The 18,156-nt window shown below is 69.8% G+C and carries 15 protein-coding genes; 5 read left to right on the top strand and 10 right to left on the bottom strand.

All coding sequences use genetic code 11. The annotated features are described in order from the left end of the window. Both ACTHL4_RS03375 and hflX read right to left on the bottom strand, forming a co-directional pair. A partial coding sequence (locus tag ACTHL4_RS03375; protein WP_440281319.1) for an MGH1-like glycoside hydrolase domain-containing protein occupies positions 1-2,401 on the bottom strand: 2,401 nt, incomplete at its 3' end. 109 nt (positions 2,402-2,510) lie between these two features. Next, complete coding sequence (hflX, locus tag ACTHL4_RS03370) at positions 2,511-3,992, bottom strand: GTPase HflX (RefSeq protein ID WP_440281318.1); 1,482 nt, start codon at positions 3,990-3,992, stop codon at positions 2,511-2,513. A 122-nt stretch (positions 3,993-4,114) separates the two neighbouring features. On the opposite strand from hflX, the gene ACTHL4_RS03365 reads away from it, so the two are divergent. After that, complete coding sequence (locus ACTHL4_RS03365; RefSeq protein WP_440281317.1) at positions 4,115-4,741, top strand: class I SAM-dependent methyltransferase; 627 nt, start codon at positions 4,115-4,117, stop codon at positions 4,739-4,741. Between the two features lie 241 nt (positions 4,742-4,982). Here ACTHL4_RS03365 and ACTHL4_RS03360 read toward each other — a convergent pair whose 3' ends face one another. From ACTHL4_RS03360 to miaA, 4 genes are all read right to left on the bottom strand, one after another. Next, entirely contained in the window at positions 4,983-5,363 is a 381-nt protein-coding gene (locus ACTHL4_RS03360) for a type II toxin-antitoxin system VapC family toxin (RefSeq protein WP_440281316.1), read from the bottom strand. Next, positions 5,360-5,629 (bottom strand): hypothetical protein, encoded by a 270-nt coding sequence (locus tag ACTHL4_RS03355; protein WP_440281315.1) that lies wholly within the window; start codon positions 5,627-5,629, stop codon positions 5,360-5,362. The genes ACTHL4_RS03360 and ACTHL4_RS03355 overlap by 4 nt, the downstream gene beginning before the upstream one ends. A 198-nt stretch (positions 5,630-5,827) precedes the next feature. Continuing rightward, positions 5,828-6,697 carry a diaminopimelate epimerase gene (gene dapF / locus ACTHL4_RS03350; RefSeq protein ID WP_440281314.1) on the bottom strand — a complete coding sequence of 290 codons (870 nt, stop codon included), beginning with the start codon at positions 6,695-6,697 and terminating at the stop codon, positions 5,828-5,830. A 32-nt stretch (positions 6,698-6,729) separates the two neighbouring features. After that, positions 6,730-7,671: a tRNA (adenosine(37)-N6)-dimethylallyltransferase MiaA gene (gene miaA, locus ACTHL4_RS03345; RefSeq protein ID WP_440281313.1), complete on the bottom strand. Its 942-nt coding sequence runs from the start codon at positions 7,669-7,671 to the stop codon at positions 6,730-6,732. Positions 7,672-7,709: 38 nt separating this feature from the next. On the opposite strand from miaA, the gene ACTHL4_RS03340 reads away from it, so the two are divergent. The 3 genes from ACTHL4_RS03340 to ACTHL4_RS03330 all read left to right on the top strand — a co-directional run bounded on the left by ACTHL4_RS03340 (position 7,710) and on the right by ACTHL4_RS03330 (position 12,413). Then, positions 7,710-8,669 carry an acyltransferase domain-containing protein gene (locus tag ACTHL4_RS03340; protein ID WP_440281312.1) on the top strand — a complete coding sequence of 320 codons (960 nt, stop codon included), beginning with the start codon at positions 7,710-7,712 and terminating at the stop codon, positions 8,667-8,669. Positions 8,670-8,874: 205 nt separating this feature from the next. Next, a complete protein-coding gene (locus ACTHL4_RS03335) occupies positions 8,875-10,905 on the top strand; it encodes a S53 family peptidase (RefSeq protein WP_440281311.1) in 2,031 nt (676 codons plus the stop codon). A 338-nt stretch (positions 10,906-11,243) separates the two neighbouring features. Then, complete coding sequence (locus ACTHL4_RS03330; RefSeq protein ID WP_440281310.1) at positions 11,244-12,413, top strand: RtcB family protein; 1,170 nt, start codon at positions 11,244-11,246, stop codon at positions 12,411-12,413. Between the two features lie 11 nt (positions 12,414-12,424). On the opposite strand, the gene trpS is transcribed toward ACTHL4_RS03330, so the two are convergent. Beyond that, a complete protein-coding gene (gene trpS / locus ACTHL4_RS03325; protein WP_440281309.1) occupies positions 12,425-13,534 on the bottom strand; it encodes a tryptophan--tRNA ligase in 1,110 nt (369 codons plus the stop codon). Between the two features lie 147 nt (positions 13,535-13,681). After that, on the bottom strand, positions 13,682-14,893 hold the full coding sequence (locus ACTHL4_RS03320) for an MFS transporter (protein WP_440281327.1): 1,212 nt from the start codon (positions 14,891-14,893) through the stop codon (positions 13,682-13,684). A gap of 94 nt (positions 14,894-14,987) precedes the next feature. On the opposite strand from ACTHL4_RS03320, the gene ACTHL4_RS03315 reads away from it, so the two are divergent. Further along, the gene (locus ACTHL4_RS03315; protein ID WP_440281308.1) at positions 14,988-15,857 is read left to right on the top strand and encodes a LysR family transcriptional regulator; all 870 of its coding nucleotides are present in this window, start codon (positions 14,988-14,990) and stop codon (positions 15,855-15,857) included. Positions 15,858-15,944: 87 nt separating this feature from the next. Here the strand turns inward: ACTHL4_RS03315 and miaB are convergent, their stop codons facing one another. Then, positions 15,945-17,474 carry a tRNA (N6-isopentenyl adenosine(37)-C2)-methylthiotransferase MiaB gene (gene miaB, locus ACTHL4_RS03310; RefSeq protein ID WP_440281307.1) on the bottom strand — a complete coding sequence of 510 codons (1,530 nt, stop codon included), beginning with the start codon at positions 17,472-17,474 and terminating at the stop codon, positions 15,945-15,947. Positions 17,475-17,531: 57 nt separating this feature from the next. Then, on the bottom strand, positions 17,532-18,122 hold the full coding sequence (locus ACTHL4_RS03305) for a hypothetical protein (protein ID WP_440281306.1): 591 nt from the start codon (positions 18,120-18,122) through the stop codon (positions 17,532-17,534). Positions 18,123-18,156: the final 34 nt, after the last annotated feature.

Raw genomic sequence — 18,156 nt, 5'->3', positions numbered from 1 at the left:
GCCCTGGCATGTTGGTGTTGCCGCGGAACTGGGGGCTGTCGGAGTGGGGGGGGTTGTCGCCGACGCTGAAGGCCGCGCCGTCGAGGTCTACAGTCATGGGCGTGGGGTATGCCCCCGACCACGACCGGATGCCGTGCAAGGAGAGGAATTCGCGCTCGTCGAGCATCCGGGCGAGCAGCAGCCCGCGGCGCTCGGGGGGCACCAGCGACAGCGTGATGCGGTGGTCGTCGTGGTGCTCGTGATGTGCCAGGACGTCGGCGAGGCCGGTGTCGCGACGCTCCAGCCAGTGCACCTCGCTGAGCAGGTCCGGCAGCTGCCGGGCGATGACCGGGTGCACGGACTCGACGGCGACCAGCGGCAACAACCCGACGAGAGAACGCACCGGCAGGCGTTCACCGGTGCCGTCGGCCCGCACCACCGCGTCGTAGTAGAAGCCGTCCTGCTCGTCCCACAGCGAGATCCCGGTGCTGCCGAAGTCGGTCATCGCGCGGGCCAGCCGCAGGAAGTACTCGAAGAAAGTGCGCACCGACGCGCTCCAACTGCGGTCGTGCCGTGCCAGCTCGACCCCGATCCGCAGCATCGACAACGCGTAGAACGCCATCCAGCTCGTGGCGTCGGACTGCTCCAGCCGCATGCCGTCCGGTAGCGGCTTCGACCGGTCGAACGGACCGATGTTGTCCATCCCGAGGAACCCGCCCTCGAAGAGGTAGGAGTCGTCGGCGTCCTTGCGGTTGACCCACCAGGAGAAGTTCATCAACAGCTTGCTGTACACGCGGGCGAGAAACTCGTGATCGTCGTCGCCGGCCAGTGAATGGACCAGCCAGGCAGCCCAGGCGTGTACCGGCGGGTTGACGTCGTCGAAGTTCCACTCGTATGCCGGCAGTTGACCGTTCGGGTGCTGCGTCCACTCCCGCACCATCAGGTCGATCTGGTCCTTGGCGAACGCGGGGTCGATCAGCGCCAGCGGCACGGTGTGGAAGGCCAGGTCCCAGGAGGCGAACCAGGGATACTCCCACTCGTCGGGCATCGAGATGACGTCGGCCAGGTCCAGGTGCGTCCAGCCGGCGTTGCGCGCACCGCGCTGCCGGCGTCGCGGGGGCGGCGGCGGGCCGGCCGGGTCGCCCTGCAGCCATTCACCGACCGCGTAGCGGTAGAGCTGCTTCCCCCACAGCAGGCCGGCGAAGGCGCGGCGCGCGACGTGGGCATCCTGCTCGGTCGCACTCGCCGGTATGACGGTCGCGTAGAACTCGTCCGCCTCGGCGGCGCGGGCCCCCATGACGGCATCGAAATCGGCGAAGCCGCCGGCAGCGCCTCCGCCGAAGTATGCCGGCTCGGGGTCGGTGCCCTGCGCGGTGGCCGTCAGCCGCAACCGGGCCGTCCGGGTCTCCCCCGGCCGGATGTCGTCCAGCTGCCACCAGAACGCCACCTTGGTGCCGTGGTCCGGACGCGTCGCCGACGGGTCGTCGTGCACGATCGCGCGGTCGATGCCGTTGGTGGGGCAGTCGGTGCGTGCTGCGGCACCCCAGAGCCCCATATTGTCGCTTTCGTTGTCGCAGAAGAGGATCCGGGCGCTCGCTGGTCGAGTAGCCGGAGCGCTAGCGGAGGCACCACTCGCTGGTCGAGTAGCCGGAGCGCTAGCGGAGGCGTATCGAGACCGAGAGCCATCGGTGGCTTCGAGCCGGTAGGTGCCGAGCCAGGCGTGCTGCATCTCGACGGCGCCGTCGACCAGCCGCATCGACGGGGTGCGGTCGTCCCGTCCGAACGCCCAGGTGTTGCGGAACCATGCCTGCGGCACCAGGTGCAGGGCGGCCGCGTCGGGGCCATGGTTGGTGACGTCGATGCGCATCAGCAGGTCCGTCGGGGACGACTTCGCGTAGGTGACCGACACATCGAAGAACCGGTCGTCGGCGAGCACGCCGGTGTCGGTGAGTTCGAACTCCGGGTCGTTGCGGTTGCGCTGGGCATTGACCGTGCGCAGTTCGTCATACGGGAACGCGGCCTGCGGGTAACGGTAGAGCCAGCTCGCGTAGGAGTGCGTCGGCGTGGCGTCGGTCGGCCACCAGACCTCCTTGACGTCCTCGCCGTGGTTGCCCTGGGCGTTGGTCAGCCCGAAGAGGCGTTCCTTGAGCCGGTCGTCCTTGCCGTTCCACAGCGCGATGCCGAGGTTGAGGAAGCCGAAGCGGTCGCAGACCGCCGCCATACCGTCCTCGCCCCAGCGATAGGCGCGCCGGTGCGCCTGATCGAACGGCAAGTAATCCCAGGCGTTCCCGTCCGCGGAGTAGTCCTCACGCACGGTCCCCCACTGGCGGGCGGAGACGTACGGTCCCCACAGCCGCCAGGGGTCGTCGGCGGTGGGAGAGGCGGCAATGCGTGCGCCCTCGACGGTCTGGTCAGCACTCACCCGCCCGATGCTGCCAGCAATGTAGGAGTGCGTCACAACGTTATGAAGGTTCGGGGCCCCCGCGAAGTATTCGGAGGAGCGTAGCGGGGGAGAAACTTCGTGGGGTGACTCAGACGGCGAACTCGACGAGGTCGGCCTGCAGCGTCGGGGTCACCTTGGCGTGCACATGCGTGCCGTCGCCGGTGTGCTCGCTGGACAGCACCTCGCCGTCGTCGTGGATCCGGGACAGCAGGTCGCCGCGGTCGTAGGGCAGCAGCAGCTCCATCCGGATCTCCGGTCGCGGCAACTCTCGGGCGACCAGCTCGGCGAGCGCGTCGAAACCCTTGCCGGTGCGCGCGCTGACAGCGATCGCGTGCTTCTCCGCGCGCAGGATGCGGTCGACGACCTCGGGATCGGCGACGTCGGCCTTGTTGACGACGACGACCTCCTTCACGTCGTGCGCGCCGACGTCGGCGAGCACCGAGCGCACGGCGGTGATCTGCGACTCCGGGTCGGGGTGCGAGCCGTCGACGACGTGCAGCACCAGGTCGGCGTCACCGACCTCCTCCAGGGTGGAACGGAATGCCTCGACCAGCTGGTGCGGCAACTCCCGCACGAAGCCGACGGTGTCGACCAGGGTGTAGCCGCGGCCGTCGTTCGTCTCGGCGCGGCGCACGGTCGGGTCGAGCGTGGCGAAGAGCTGGTTCTGGACCAGCACGCCGGCGCCGGTGAGCCGGTTGAGGATCGAGGACTTGCCGGCGTTGGTGTAACCGGCGATGGCGACCGACGGCACGTGGCCGGCGCGGCGCGAGCCGCGCTTGGTGTCGCGCATGGTCTTCATGCCTTTGAGTTCGCGGCGCAGCTTGGCGATGCGGGTGTTGATCCGGCGACGGTCCAGCTCGATCTTGGTCTCACCTGGACCGCGCGAACCCATGCCCTGGCCGCCGGCGGCCTGGCCACCGGCCTGCCGGGACATCGACTCACCCCAACCACGCAGCCGCGGCAGGAGGTACTGCAGCTGGGCCAGCTCGACCTGCGCCTTGCCCTCCTTGGACTTGGCGTGCTGGGCGAAAATGTCCAGGATCAGCGCGGTCCGGTCGATCACCTTGATCTTGACGACGTCCTCGAGGCCGCGCCGCTGGCTGGGCGTCAGCTCGGTGTCGGCGATGACGGTGTCGGCACCTTCCTCGATGACGATGTCGCGCAGCTGCGCCGCCTTGCCCGAACCCATCCAGGTGCCCGGGTCCGGCTTCATCCGGCGCTGCAGCACGCCGGCGAGCACGGTCGACCCGGCGGTCTCGGCGAGCGCGGACAACTCGCGCAAGGAGTTCTCGGCGTCCTCGGCGGTGCCCTCACCCCAGACGCCGGCCAGCACCACACGCTCCAGGCGCAGCTGGCGATATTCGACCTCGGTGACGTCCTGGAGTTCCGTCGACAGGCCGGCCACCCGGCGCAGCGCGGCGCGGTCGTCACGGTCGAACTGGTCACCGTCAAATGACTCGAACGACTCGTCGATGAGGAATCCGTCGGCGTCATACCGGGGATCGCGGTTGTCGTCGTGGGCGGACAGAGCTTCGGCGCGACCGTCGAGCACCTGGGAGCGGGCGGTCATCGCGCCTCCTGCGAAGTTACGAGCTGTCATGTTCTCCATATCGTCTCAGGGTTCAACATGCGGAGCGAATGCTTTATGCCGCCGGTGTATGCCGCCTCCACCACCCCACTACCCTCGGGCCCGTGACCGACACGCCCGGACGCGACACCGCGCACGACCACTACTTCACCGCCAGCCCGGCGAGTGCGGACGAGCGACGCACCATCAACGTGCCGCTGGCGGGTGCGACCCGCGCGGTGCACGTGGCGCCCGGGGTGTTCTCGGCCGAGCGCATCGACCAGGGCACCTCGGTGCTGCTGCAGAACGCACCGCAACCGCCGGCCACCGGCACCTTCCTGGACCTGGGCTGCGGCTGGGGCCCGATCACCCTCAGCCTCGGCCTGCTGGCCCCCGGCGCGCAGGTCTGGGGCGTCGACGTCAACGAACGCGCGCTCGGTCTCACCCGGGACAACGCTGCCGCGCTGGGCCTGCAGAACGTGCGCGCAGTGCGCGCCGAGGAGGTCCCCGTCGACCTGCGCTTCGACCTGATCTGGTCCAACCCGCCCATCCGGGTCGGTAAGGACGTGCTGCACCGGCTGTTGACGACCTGGCTGCCACGACTGGCACCGGACGGCGACGCCTACCTGGTGGTGCAGCGCAATCTCGGCTCCGACTCGTTGCAACGATGGCTGATCGAACAGGGCTACGCCGCCGAGCGGTTCACCAGCGTGAAGGGTTTCCGGATCCTGCGGGTCGGCGCCGGGAGGTGATCGGTGAGCGGTCCGGCACGTGGGCCGATACATGGGCCGGGTGTGGCCGTCAGCGGTTGCGCCGGTGTCGGCGTGTGGTCGAGTTCCCACACCCGACACCGACCCCGCATCCGAACGGTGAGTGAGTCCCGAGAGCGTCTGGGGCACCTGTGATCATGCATTCGTCCGCCGTGCCGTATGCCGATCGCAGACGGGCAGCGCCGGGTCGTGGGTGTATGCCAGGCCGGCCTGCCTACCTCGTTCAGACCACCGCCAAGCCTATGGAGCGGGCGGATTCCTGGAGTCCCTCGTCGAAGGTCGCAACTCGGGCGGACGTCTGCTCGGCCGTCAGCAGGACGCAGCAGTCGGGCATCTTCGAGCGCGTGTTCGCTCGCAAGCGCGCCAGCCGGGTCGCAGCGTCGTCAGGAAGCGCAGTGGTGGTGATGCCGAGCGCACGAAGGTCGGCCAGCATCTGCTGGTCACGATTCTCTCGTGCCGCCCGCACGAGTACTTCGGCCTGGTTGATCGGACCGATGGTCATGGGCTCGGACGGGTTGGCTGCGAAGATCTCTTCGGCGGCTGCGTGATGGGCGTCGTTGGCGTCGAACAAAGCGATGAGCACTCCTGCGTCCAACGCGATCACGCCGGCCACTCCGCACGCAGCTCTTCGAGGTAGCCGGGCTCGTACAGACCGGTGTAGGAGCCACTGATGCGACGCAAGGCATTGAGACGGTCGTTGCCGCGATCGGCGGCTTCAGGATCGATGCTCTTGAAGCCTTCCTCGATCAGGTGGCGCAGCAGTCGCGTTGGCTTGTCACGATCCTGCGGCCACCTCCGGGCGGCAGCGTGCAGCGCCTCGGAGACCTCGGGCGTCTCGGTCACGGCGTGGCGGGGTCTCGTGGTCGGCATACTCAAGTGTAACACCGTGATCCGGTGTCACACCCGGCAGTGATCCCTCCTCCGTCTCCGCGCGACGATCGGCCGCTGGCGGCGTAGCAGTCGCCGGTGACAGGTCAACGGATGTCGTGAGAGACGGAGCTCGCGACATCCGTTGACCTCTCGCGGTAGTCACTCCCAACCCTCAGCCGTGTCTCCGATCGAGCGGGGTCACCCGCTGCAGGGAAGCTCGACCGTCCCGTGGGCGACGATCACGGCAGGTCCGGACAGGAACGTCCGATCGCCCTCGATGCGGACGACCAGCCGCCCGCCCGGCACGTCGACCCGCCAGCGCAACTGGTCCGTCGGCCGGCCGGCCCACCACCAGGTGGCGACGGCGGCCGCAGCGGCTCCGGTGCCACAGCTCTGGGTCTCCCCCACGCCACGTTCGTGCACCCGCATGGCGATGTGCCCCGGCCCCATCGCTCGGACGAACTCCACATTGGTGCCCCGCTCCGGCACCGGGTCGACCCGCGGCTGATGCGACAGATCCAGAGTGCTCAGGTCGAACTCGGGTGGCAACGCCACCACCGTGTGCGGGTTGCCCATGTCGATGCTCAGCGCCGGCACCGGGTCCGGGGCGCCGACCGCCTGCACCACACTGTCCGATCCCCGCTCGTCGGCCTCGGTGGCGCGGGCGAGGCGCCATACACCCAGGTCCACCTCGAACCCTCCGTCGACCACCGTCATCCGCTTCACCCCGGAACGGGTGGAGATGTCGAACTCGTGGACGCTCTCCAGACCGTTGTCGAGCAGGTAGCGGGCGAAGACGCGGGTGCCGTTGCCGCACATCTCACCGATCGAGCCGTCCTGGTTGCGGTAGTCCATGAACCAGCGGGCGTCGCCGGCCTCCGCACGCACGTCCTCGGGTGCGTGCTCGACCGGCACCACGCGGATCACGCCGTCGCCCCCGACACCGGCGCGTCGGTCGGCGAGGAATGCGACGTCCTGCGCGGTGAGGTCGAGGCCGCCGTCCAGCACCGGCACCAGGACGAAGTCGTTCTTGGTGCCGTGGCCCTTGGCGAAGCTGATGGTCGTCACCGGACCATCCAAGACCATCGGTGCCGGTCCCGTCATCCCGGTGTCACGGCCCCGGACGCTTCCGCGGCCGCCTGCACGACGTCCAGCGCCCGCGCCAACAGGTCCGGCGCGTCGGACGGCAGCCAGTGGATCCGCGGGTCCGGCCCGAACCAGGACTCCTGTCGTCGGGCGAATTTCCTTGTCAGCGTTGCGGTCTCGTCCTGTGCTTGCACCTCGGTGAGTATGCCGTCCAGCTGCTGCAAGGCCTGCGCGTAGCCGATGGCCCGGCTCGCGGTGCGTCCCTCCCGCAGACCGATGCTGTCCAGCCGACGCACCTCATCCAACAGGCCGGATCGCCACATCCGCTGGACGCGAGCGCCGATCCGCCGGTGCAACGTCGGCCGGTCCGTCCGCAGGCCGACCACTACTGCGGGAGCGACGAACCGCCGCTGCGGCATGGTCGCGCTGAACGGCGCACCGGTCAGTTCGATGACCTCCAGGGCGCGCACGATGCGTCGCCCGTTGCTGGGGTGGATGCGTGCTGCGGCCGGCGGGTCGGCGGCCGCGAGCTCGGCGTGCAGCGCCGCCGGGCCGACCGCGTCCAGTCGCGCCTCCCACCGGGCGCGCGCGCCGGCATCGGTGGGTGGGATGCGTAGGTCGTCCAGGGCCGCACGCACGTAGAGGCCGCTGCCGCCGACCAGCACCGGCACCCGACCACGCGTGCGGACAGCGCCGATCGCCGCCCGGGCATCGCGCTGGTATGCCGCGACGGTGGCCTCCTCGTGCACGTCGAGCACGTCCAGCAGGTGGTGCGGCACCCCTTCGCGTTCGGCCACGGTGAGCTTGGCGGTGCCGATGTCCATCCCGCGATAGAACTGCGACGCGTCGGCGTTGACGACCTCGCCGTCCAGTGCGTGAGCCAGTGCGACACCCAGGTCGGACTTGCCCGTCGCGGTCGCGCCGACGACGGCGACGATCGGGTGCTGGCTCGGCATACCGGCCAGTCTCCCAAAGCCCCTCCTACGATGAGCCGGTGACTTCCCTGCCGAGCGCCGACCAGGTACGAGCGCGCATCACCGGTCCCGCACTGCAGCGCGCCCTGGACCAGTTCGCGGTCCAGCAGCCGGACCGGGCCGACTTCGTCACTGCGGCGGACCGGATTCGCCGCGATGCGGCATACACCGCCCGCGTGGCCGCAGTGGTCGGCCAACTGCGTGCCGGGATGGGCCGGCTTCTCACCCCGCACCAGGCGTTCCTGCCGGCGGTGTTCGATCCACAGGATCCGCGTGAGCCGCTCGAGGCCCGTTTCTTCTACCCCGTCGCATTCGCTGCCACACTGCCGGACACGTTGGCGTTCCACCGATCCCGGGCGATCCCGGACAGCGCCTCACGAGCCGTCCTGGCCGACCTCGGACGGCACCTGCGCATCTTCGAGCGCACCTTCGGACACACCGGGCTGCACGTCCAGAACTGGTTCTCCCTGCACCTGCGCGGGCTGATCTACGACTTCGGCCGGTTGCAGGCCAACCTGGAACGGCTGGACGCGCCCGCCTCCGACGTGCGCGCCGCCGGGGTGCCGGTGGTGACCGGCTCCGTCGTCGCCGGCGTGCACATCCCGGACAGCGGACCGTTGCGCCCCAGCGACGTCGATGCGTCGCTGCACCGGATCCGGCCGTTCTTCGCCCGCCACTTCCCCGAACTGCCGCCGGTGTCGGTCGCCCAGTGCGACAGCTGGCTGCTCGACGAGCAACTGCTCGACCTCGTTCCGGGCAGCAACATCGCCCGGTTCTGCGCTCGCTGGCAGCCGATCGGCCGGCCGGCCGACGGGGACGAGTCGGTGCGCAACTTCGTCTTCCGCCGCCCGTATGCCGACCCGGCGGATCTCACCGCATCGACCCGTCTGGAGCATGCCGTGCTCGCGCACTGGCGGGCGGGCGGCCACCTGCACACGCGCACCGGCTGGCTGCAGCTACCCAGCGGATCGGCGGATTAGCAGATCCGGCGCGCCGGATGGCGCATGCGGCCCTGGGAACTCACCGTCAGTTGGCCGCCAGTTCGGTGTGAATATCCGGTCACCGCTCGGTGGGCCACACGTGCTCGGCCTACGTTCGCGAGGACGTCCCATCCGACGTCCCGATCCGATGCGCCGACTGGCTGTCCTGACTGGTTGTCGACGCACCATCCCGAGGAGCAGCCACATGCCCAGAACCCGTCCCTCCACCCGCGCCGCGACCACCGTCGCGGGCGCCGGTGTGCTCGCACTCGCCTTCGCCGCCGGCGTCAGCACCGGCCCGGCACACGCCGCCGGCCACGGCAGCACCACGGGCAACACCCGGGTGCCGGTCGCCGCCGGCACCCAGGTCACCGCCATCCCGGGCGCCAAGGCGTTCGGGGACACCGACCCCAGCACGCCCGAACAGGTGTCGTTCGTCCTCAAGGAACGCGCCAAGGGCGCCCTCGAGGCGCAGGTCGAACACGGCATGCGCCACCAGTTGAGCGTGTCGCAGTTCGCCCGACAGTACGGCCAGAGTCAGCGCACGATCGACGAACTCACCTCGTACCTGGCCTCTTTCGGCATCAAGACCACGGTGTATGCCGACAACGTCGACATCTCGGCCTCGGGCACCGCAGGGCAATTCGACAAGGCCCTGGCGGTGCAGCAACACGACTACCGCGTCCCGGCGCAACGCGGCCACGGTGGCACGGGACGCATTCCCGCGCAGACGGTCCACGGCACCGCGCAACAGCCCACGCTGCCGCGCCGGGTCGCTGACAGTGTGCTGGCGGTCCTCGGACTGTCCAACTACAGCCCGTTCGTCTCCGATGCCAAGCACATCAACTCCGGCATCCACACCACGTCCGGTGCCGGAGGCAGCGGCATCGACTGCGCCGCGCTGAGCGGGCTGCCGGACGCGTGCAACACGCCGGCCGACTACGTGCAGCGCTACGGCCTGGCCGAGACCGAGGCCGCCGGCAACACCGGCGCGGGCCGCACCATCGGCATCGTCACCCTGGCTGCGCTGGACCAGGGAGCGCCCGAGTACTTCTGGTCGCAGGTGCTGCACCTGCCGGACACCGGCCGCACCGTGAGCGTGCAGAACATCGACGGCGGACCCGGAGCTCCGAGCGACGCGGCGGGCACCGGTGAGACCGACCTGGACGTGGAGCAGTCCGGTGGCGTGGCTCCCGGTGCGAACGTGACCGTCTACCAGGCGCCCAACACCGACAACGGTTTCGCCGACGCGTTCTTCACCGCCGCCAGCCAGAACACGGCCGACTCGGTGTCGGCCAGCTGGGGCGAGTCCGAGACGATCATCGCGGCGTCCGTGGCCTCCGGGGTCGAAACCCCGCAGTACCAGGCGGCTTTCGACGAAGCGTTCCTGGAGATGGCTGCGCAGGGCCAGTCGGTCTTCGCGTCCGCGGGCGACGAAGGAGCGTATGACGCCAGCCGCGACCTCGGCACGACGAACCTGTCCGTCGACGCACCGGCGGACAGCCCCTACATCACCTCGGCGGGCGGCACCACGCTGCCGTGGTCGGCAACGCTGACCAGCAGCTCGACCGGCAAGTCCGCGAACGTGTCGGTGACCGACGAGCGCGCCTGGGGCTGGGACTACCTGTGGGCACCGCTGGCGACACTGCACAACACGACCGAGGCCGACACCGCGGTCCGGGAGATCGGCGGTGGCGGCGGCGGGTACAGCCAACTGGAGTCGCGCCCGTCATACCAACGGCGCCTGGTCGGCAGCTTCTCCGCCGTGCCCTACCTGACCCCGACCGACGTACAGACGGTCAGCGGCATCCAGGAGCCGACGAGCTGGAGCTTCGACGGCAACCCTGCCGTCACCACCGGTCAGGCCTCCGGCCGGGTCGAGCCGGACGTGTCCGCCGACGCCGACCCCTACACCGGTTACCTGCTCTACGAACCGAGCGCGGGTGCGGGCAACGAGTTGCAGGGCGGCTGGGGCGGCACCAGCTTCGTCGCGCCGCAGCTGAACGGCAGTGCCGCGGTGATGGACCAGGCGCTCGGGCACCGGGTCGGCTTCCTGAACCCGGCGCTCTACGCCCTGGCCGCGGGCAAGGACTCCCCGCTGAACACGCTGGACACCAGCGGCACGAGCAACGACAACCTCTACTACACCGGTACCGCGGGGACCCGCTACAACCCGGCCACCGGACTGGGCACCCCCGACTTCGGCGGGATCATCGACCAGTTGCAGGGCCGCTGACCCACGACCGGACGATCGCAGCGCGCCGGCACCCGAATGGGTGGCCGGCGCGGTGCGTCGTGCGGGCCGCGAGTCGTCGGCGCAGCTCGCGGCCTACGACCTGGTCACCGGCTCCGTCGAATCAGTCCTGTCCGCAGGTGAATTCAGTTGCACGGCGGGCAGCCTCCACTCATCCTGGTGCGATGACTTCCGACATCGCATCGACTCACGGCGTCCAGCAGGCGTATGCCGCGGGCGAACCACGCCTGCCGCAGAACAGCGCCTGACCGACGCAGCACACCACGCGGCGTCGGTCCTAGACCGACGCCGTATTTTTATGCACCGCAAAGGATTCCGCCATGGAGAAGATCAACGACCGGCTCTTCAGTTGGGCATCACTGCTGGAGGACAACACCCGGGAGCAGGCCGAGATCACGGCGACGATGCCGTTCATCCACCCGCACGTCGCGCTGATGCCGGACGCCCACCTCGGCCTCGGCGCCACTGTGGGATCGGTGATCCCGACGCTGCGGGCGATCATCCCGGCCGCGGTCGGCGTCGACATCGGCTGCGGCATGATCGCGGTCCGGACGCAGTTCACCGCCGGTGATCTGCCGCAGGATCGGTCGATCGTCCGGCACAGCATCGAGCGGTCGATCCCGCTGTCCGCGGGCGGTCACAACCGGACGATCAGCCGGGACCACACGAGGGCACGGCTGGAGGAGCTGCGGGCGATGGCGCAGGCCGCCGGATTCGACCCGGCCTCCTACTCCCGGAAGTGGGAGGTACAGCTGGGTTCGCTCGGCTCCGGCAACCACTTCATCGAGATCAGCCTCGACGAGCGGGACCGGGTGTGGCTCTTCCTGCATTCCGGATCACGGGGTGTCGGCAACCGGATCGCCCAACAGGACATCAAGGTGGCGCGGGAGCAATGCGCGAAGTGGTGGATCCAGCTGCCGCACAAGGACCTTGCCTACCTGGTCGAGGACACGGCGGAGTTCGACGCCTACCTGCGGGAGCTGCGGTGGGCACAGCACTTCGCGCTGCTGAACCGGGAGGAGATGATGGATCGGGTCGTCCACGACGTGTCGCACTGGGTCGGTGAACCGGTGGTGGAGCAGGAGCGGATCAACTGCCATCACAACTACACCGAGCAGGAGCGGTACTTCGGCAAGGACGTCTGGCTTTCCCGGAAGGGTGCCATCAACGCGGAGGAGGGGCGGGCGGGCCTCATTCCGGGGTCGATGGGCACGGCGTCATACGTCGTCGTGGGCAAGGGCAACCCGCTGGCTCTCAACTCCTCTCCGCACGGCGCCGGCCGGGCCTACTCGCGGTCGGCCGCACGGAAGACGTTCACGTCCGACCAGCTGCGGGAGGCGATGGCCGGCATCGAGTACCGGGACACGGATGCGTTTCTCGACGAGATCCCGCAGGCCTACAAGGACATCGACGTGGTCATGCAGGATGCGGCCGACCTCGTCGAGGTCCGGCACACGCTGCGGCAGATCGTCAACGTCAAGGGCGACTGACGCGATCAAGGTCACAGGCGGAGACCGAGCCGGTCGTGGACGTCCTCCAGCGTGCGCACTGCGACCTCCCGGGCCCGCACATTGCCTTGCCGCAGAACCTCTTCGAGGTACTCCGGGTCCGCCGCCAGTTCCGCGCGGCGGGCCCGGTGGGCCGCGAGTCCGTCGTTGACCGCCATGGTGAGTTCGCGTTTCAGCGCTGCCGCTCCCCCGTCGCCGATGCGTGCCGCCACCTCGTCCGGCCGCTCGCCGGTGAACAGTCCGGTGATGCGCAGCATGCTGGCCACCTCCGGCCGCGTGTCCGGCTCGAAGCTGATCCGTCGCTCGGAGTCCGTGCGCGCCTTGCGAATCCGTGACGCAGTCTCGTCGGCCGTCATACCGAGGGAGATGCCGTTGCCGCGGCTGGTGGACATCTTGGCGCCGTCGAGGCCCGGCACGACCGGCAGATCGGTCAGCAGTGCGTCCGGCGCCCGAAAGTATTCCTCGCCGCCGGCATACCTGCTGTTGAACCGCCGCGCGATCGCCCGTGTCTGCTCGACGTGGGGCAACTGGTCGCGCCCTACCGGTACCACGGTGCCGTGCACGCCGAGGATGTCGGCTGCCTGGTGCACCGGGTAGGTCAGCAACAGACCCGACAGCGGCCGGCCGTCGGTGGCGGCGAGTTCGTCCTTGACCGTGGGATTCCGGCGCAGCTCCGCATCGGTGACCAACGACAGGAAGGCCAGGGTCAACTGGCCGATCGCGGGGACCGCCGAGTGGGCGAAGACGGTCGATCGTGCCGGGTCGATGCCGGCGGCCAGATAGTCGGCGAGCTGGCCCAGGGTGGCCCCGTGGACGTCACCGACGCTATCGCGGTCGGTGATGACCTGGTAGTCGGCGACGAGGATGTAGGACTCGATTCCTTTGTCCTGTATGGCGACTCGGGACCCCAGCGTGGCGAAGAGGTGGCCGATGTGCAGCGGCCCGGTCGGCCGGTCACCGGTGAGGACTCGCAGCCCGGCTCGACCGCGGGCCTGCGGGTCGTCGATCACCGCGTGCAGCGTCTGACTGCGGGCACGGCTGGCGGCATACGAGGCATCGGAGTGCGCGTCGAGGTCGCGAGGGTTCTCATCGAGGATGGTCACGGTGCTCCTTGGGGGTGATGGCCCGGCCGGGAGCGCCATACAGCAAGAGCCGCCCGACCGGGCGGCTCTGATGGAAACGGGGATTCGTCAGCAGGCCGCCGGGGAAGGCGGCCACCACGCGGTGCTGACGATCTGCATGGCCCCAGGCTAACCCACCGCGCGACCGGCCAGCCGCGCGACCAGCGCGGCGACGAGCAGACCGAGCGCGAGGAGCACACCGACGTAGCCGACCGCGGCGTTCCAGCCGCCCGCGGCATACGCCACCCCGGCGCACGCACCGAGCACGGAGCTGCCCACGTAGTAGGCGAAGAGGTACAGCGCGCTGGCCTCGGCGCGGTGGCGCCGGGCCAGCAGGCCCACCCAGCCGCTGGCCGTCGCATGCGCGGCGAAGAAGCCGGCCGTGAACAGCAGTACACCGACCAGGAGCAACGGCAGGTTGTCCGGCAGGGTGAGCAGCAGACCCGCCGCCGACACCAGTTCGGCCGTGACCAGGGTCCGCGAGCGACCGAATCGCTCGGCGAGCCGGCCGGCGAGTGCGGACGAGACCGTGCCGGACAGGTACATCAGGAAGACCGAGCCGGCCGCGGCCTCGGAGAGCGCGAACGGCTCTGCCAGCAAACGGAACCCGAGCATGTTGTAGACCGAGACGAAGCCGCCCATGAGCACGAAGGCAGTCGCGAAGAGCCCGAGCAGCGCGGGCGTGCGCAGGTGTGCGGCGAGCACGCGGGAGGTCGTGCGCAACCCCACCGGCTGGACCTCGAAATGGCGGGACGGCGGAGCCAGCCGCACGAAGACGACGGTGAAGCCGAGCGCGACCAGCGCCGCGATCTCCAGAGCCCAGCGCCACGTCGTGACGTCCAGCGAGAACGACGCGACGAGGCGGCCGGCCAGGCCACCGATCGTGGTGCCGGCGATGTACCGGCCCATCGCGGCACCCAGATGCGCACGGTGCACCTCCTCGGCGAGGTAGGCCATCGCGGTCGCCGGCACGCCGGCGAGCGCGACGCCCGGCAGGGCTCGGAGTAGGACGAGCACGACCATCGACGGGCACCAGGGCAGGATCAGCCCGATGCACGCGGACGACACGGCCGAGATCGTCATGACCCGGGTGCGGCCGAAGCGCTCGGACAGCGCACTCGCGGGGATGATCGCCAGCGCCAGCAGGCCGGTCGTGGCCGAGACGCTCAGCGCCGAGACCGCCGGACTGATGCTGAACTCAGCGGCCAGTGAAGGCAGTACGGCCTGGGCGCAGTACATCGCGACGAACGTCGTCATGCCGGCGGCGAACAGCGCGGCGGTGATCCTCCGGTAGCCGCGATCCCCGCGGCGGTATCCGGCCGCATGCTGCAGCTGCTGCATGGTCGTCACCGGTCCATGGTGACGGCCGATCGTCGTCATACGGAAATGAATCTTGGACGCCGATTTGATGCATCTGCGACATAAGGTGGGGATCATGCGTGATGCGGTGTGGTGGTTCATCGTGCTGGCCGAGGAGGAGAACGTCACCGCTGCCGCCGCCCGACTGCACATGCCGCAGCCGACGCTCTCGCGGCGGCTGGCGCGGCTGGAACGCCGGCTCGGCAGCACGCTGTTCGACCGTCGCGGCAAGCGGCTGCACCTCAACGAGGCCGGACGGCTGTATGCCGAGCACCTGCGCCGGGCACATGCCGAGCTGGCGGCCGGCGAGCAGGCCGTGCACGAGCTGGCCGCGCACGGGCCGAGGGTCGTGCGGCTGGGCTTCCTGCACTCCTTCGGCACCTGGCTGGTGCCCGAGCTGATCCAGCGCACCCGGCAGACGGATCCCGGCGTGCGTTTCGAATTGGTCCAGGACGCCGCCGAGACGATCACCGCTGCGGTCCTTGCCGGCGCGGTCGATCTCGGCATCGTGTCACCGCGCCCGCGCGAGGCACCGGTCAGCTGGCGGCGGCTGCTGCGGCAGGAGGTCCGGCTCACCGTCCCGTTGACCGATCCGCTCGCCCGACGCCAGTCCGTCGGCTTCGGCGAGTTGCGCGATCGCGAATTCGTCGCGATGGCAGCGGGATTCGGGATGCGCCAGCTGCTGGACGAGGCCTGCGCCACGGTCGGTTTCGAGCCGCGGATCACGGTCGAGTGTCAGGAGCTGGACACGGTCGCCGGCCTGGTCGCGGCCGGGATCGGCGTCGCACTGCTGCCGGAATCACCCGATCGTCACCTGCCGGCCGGCGTCACCACCGTCGCGCTGACCGGCATCGACGCGGCACGTGAGGTCGGACTGATCTGGGCACGCGGGACGGTGCTGCCCGAACCGGCCCGGCGGGTGCGTGCGCTGGCGACCAGCCGCTGACCGTCAGATCTCGATACGCCCGCTCGTCCCTCAAGGGCTACTCGATCAGCAGGTTCCGCGGTCGCTCGTCCCTCACGGGCTACTCGATCAGCAGCTCCGGCAACCGTTCGCGACGGGCGATGCCGCCGGCGCACCGATGCTGGGCATACCGAGGGAGACGGCCGGTTTGCGGGTCGTGCCATCGGCGGCCTGCTCCTGCAACGCCGCCCAGGCGTCGCCGCCTCGCGTCGACCGGATCGCCCAGGTGCCGCCCTGCGCGCCCGAATCGGCGACCAGGTGGTGCGGCGCGCCATACGTGACGTCGACGGTGACCAGGTCACCCGGGCGCGGTCGGGTGGCGTCGGCCGGCACCGCGAAGTGCACCAGCCGGTTGTCCCGGGCCCGTCCCGACATCCGATGGGTCTCGGCGTCCTTGCGGCCCTCCCCCGGCGACACGAGGACCTCGACGGTGGTGCCCTCGAGGTCGCGGTTGCCCGCCCAGGAAACCTCCTCCTGCAGCTCGATGAGCCGGTCGAAGCGTTCCTGGACGACCGCCTTCGGCAGCTGGTCGGGCAGTTCTGCGGCCGGGGTGCCGGGGCGGATGGAGTACTGGAAGGTGAACGCCGACGAGAAGCGGGCCTCGCGGGTGACCCGCAGCGTCTCGGCGAAGTCCTCCTCGGTCTCGCCGGGGAAGCCGACGATGATGTCGGTGGTGATCGCGGCCTCCGGCATGCGCTCGCGCACCCGGTCGAGGATGCCGAGGAACTTCGCCGAGCGGTAGGAGCGGCGCATGGCCTTCAGCACCCGGTCCGAGCCGGACTGCAGCGGCATGTGCAGGGACGGCATGACATTGGGGGTCTCGGCCATCGCGTCGATGACGTCGTCGGTGAACGCGGCCGGATGCGGCGAGGTGAAGCGGACCCGCTGCAGGCCCTCGATGTCGCCGCAGGCGCGCAGCAGCTTGCCGAACGCGAGGCGGTCGCCGAACTCCACCCCGTAGGTGTTGACGTTCTGGCCGAGCAGGGTGATCTCGACGACGCCCTGCTCGACGAGGGCGCGGATCTCGGCAAGCACGTCGCCCGGACGACGATCCTTCTCCTTGCCGCGCAGCGACGGGACGATGCAGAACGTGCAGGTGTTGTTGCAGCCCACCGAGACGGACACCCAGCCGCTGTATGCCGAGTCGCGCCGCGTCGGCAACGTCGACGGGAAGGTCTCCAGTGACTCGCGGATCTCGACCTGGGCCTCCGCATTGTGCCGCGCCCGCTCCAGCAGCACCGGCAGCGAGCCCACGTTGTGCGTGCCGAAGACGACGTCGACCCACGGCGCGCGTTCGACGATGTCGCCCTGATCCTTCTGCGCGAGGCAGCCGCCCACGGCGATCTGCATGCCGGGGTGGGCGTCCTTGGCCGGACGCAGCTGTCCCAGCTGGCCGTACAGCTTGCCGGCGGCGTTCTCCCGTACCGCACAGGTGTTGAAGACCACCACGTCCGGTTGCTCGGGCCGGTCACCGAAGGCGAGACCCGCGCGGTCGACATACCCCGCGGTTTCGAGCAATCCGGCGATCCGCTCGGAGTCGTGGACGTTCATCTGGCACCCGTGGGTGCGCACTTCGTAGGTCTTCAATGCCTCGCTCATGACCCCTACAGGGTACGGCGTCGCCGCGTTCGGTCCGGCACCGCAGCGACACGCCGGTCAGTTTCCCGGTGGGCGCAAGTAGGGCGAACCCCCCTGGTATGGCGCCGGCGGTGGCGGCATGATCTGCGCCGACCGCTTCGGTCGTTGCGGCTTGCCCACGGCCATGGCCGCGGCGAGCGTGCCCACGACGACGATCGCGATGATGGCCATCATGACCGAACCTCCCGCCGTATCGTGGCCGCGGAACAGCTCCACCGGCGCGATCATCGCGGTGATGCCTGCCGCCGGGAAGGCCAACAGCAGCATCACCGGGCCGGACTGGTATCTGCCCAGCGTCACACAGACGCCGACGACGGCGTAGACGACACCGAGCGCGGCGGCCGCGGCAACGCCGAGCGCGACCAACTGCGCCAGCATCATCCCGTCCGGGTCGGCGCCTCGGTGCTGGGCGTGGTACTCCGGCGTGCCGGATCGGTTGATCCAGTGGATGCACGCCCACACGGCGCCGGCGAAGATCACCGCGTGCAACGCATGGCACACCGCCGTGATGGTCCACCAGGGCCTCCCCGGTGGGGTCCGCTGCTGCCGGGGCTGCTGGACCCACTGCGGTGGCACGGGCGGGATCGGTTGCTGCGGCGGTCGGCTCATCCCCCGAAGCTAATCGAGGGGCACGTCGCAGAAC

The organism is Flexivirga sp., assembly GCF_051955415.1.
Taxonomy (GTDB): Bacteria; Actinomycetota; Actinomycetes; order Actinomycetales; family Dermatophilaceae; genus Flexivirga.
This window is presented reverse-complemented; position numbering and strand designations above follow the sequence as displayed.

Bases quoted from the DNA above. Each gene is read 5' to 3' on its own strand.
- hflX (WP_440281318.1), bottom strand. From the start codon at position 3,992: ATGACCGCCCGCTCCCAGGTGCTCGACGGTCGCGCCGAAGCTCTGTCC.
- ACTHL4_RS03355 (WP_440281315.1), bottom strand. From the start codon at position 5,629: ATGCCGACCACGAGACCCCGCCACGCCGTGACCGAGACGCCCGAGGTC.
- miaA (WP_440281313.1), bottom strand. From the start codon at position 7,671: ATGCCGAGCCAGCACCCGATCGTCGCCGTCGTCGGCGCGACCGCGACG.
- ACTHL4_RS03335 (WP_440281311.1), top strand. From the start codon at position 8,875: ATGCCCAGAACCCGTCCCTCCACCCGCGCCGCGACCACCGTCGCGGGC.
- ACTHL4_RS03330 (WP_440281310.1), top strand. From the start codon at position 11,244: ATGGAGAAGATCAACGACCGGCTCTTCAGTTGGGCATCACTGCTGGAG.
- ACTHL4_RS03320 (WP_440281327.1), bottom strand. From the start codon at position 14,893: ATGCAGCAGCTGCAGCATGCGGCCGGATACCGCCGCGGGGATCGCGGC.
- ACTHL4_RS03315 (WP_440281308.1), top strand. From the start codon at position 14,988: ATGCGTGATGCGGTGTGGTGGTTCATCGTGCTGGCCGAGGAGGAGAAC.
- miaB (WP_440281307.1), bottom strand. From the start codon at position 17,474: ATGAGCGAGGCATTGAAGACCTACGAAGTGCGCACCCACGGGTGCCAG.
- ACTHL4_RS03305 (WP_440281306.1), bottom strand. From the start codon at position 18,122: ATGAGCCGACCGCCGCAGCAACCGATCCCGCCCGTGCCACCGCAGTGG.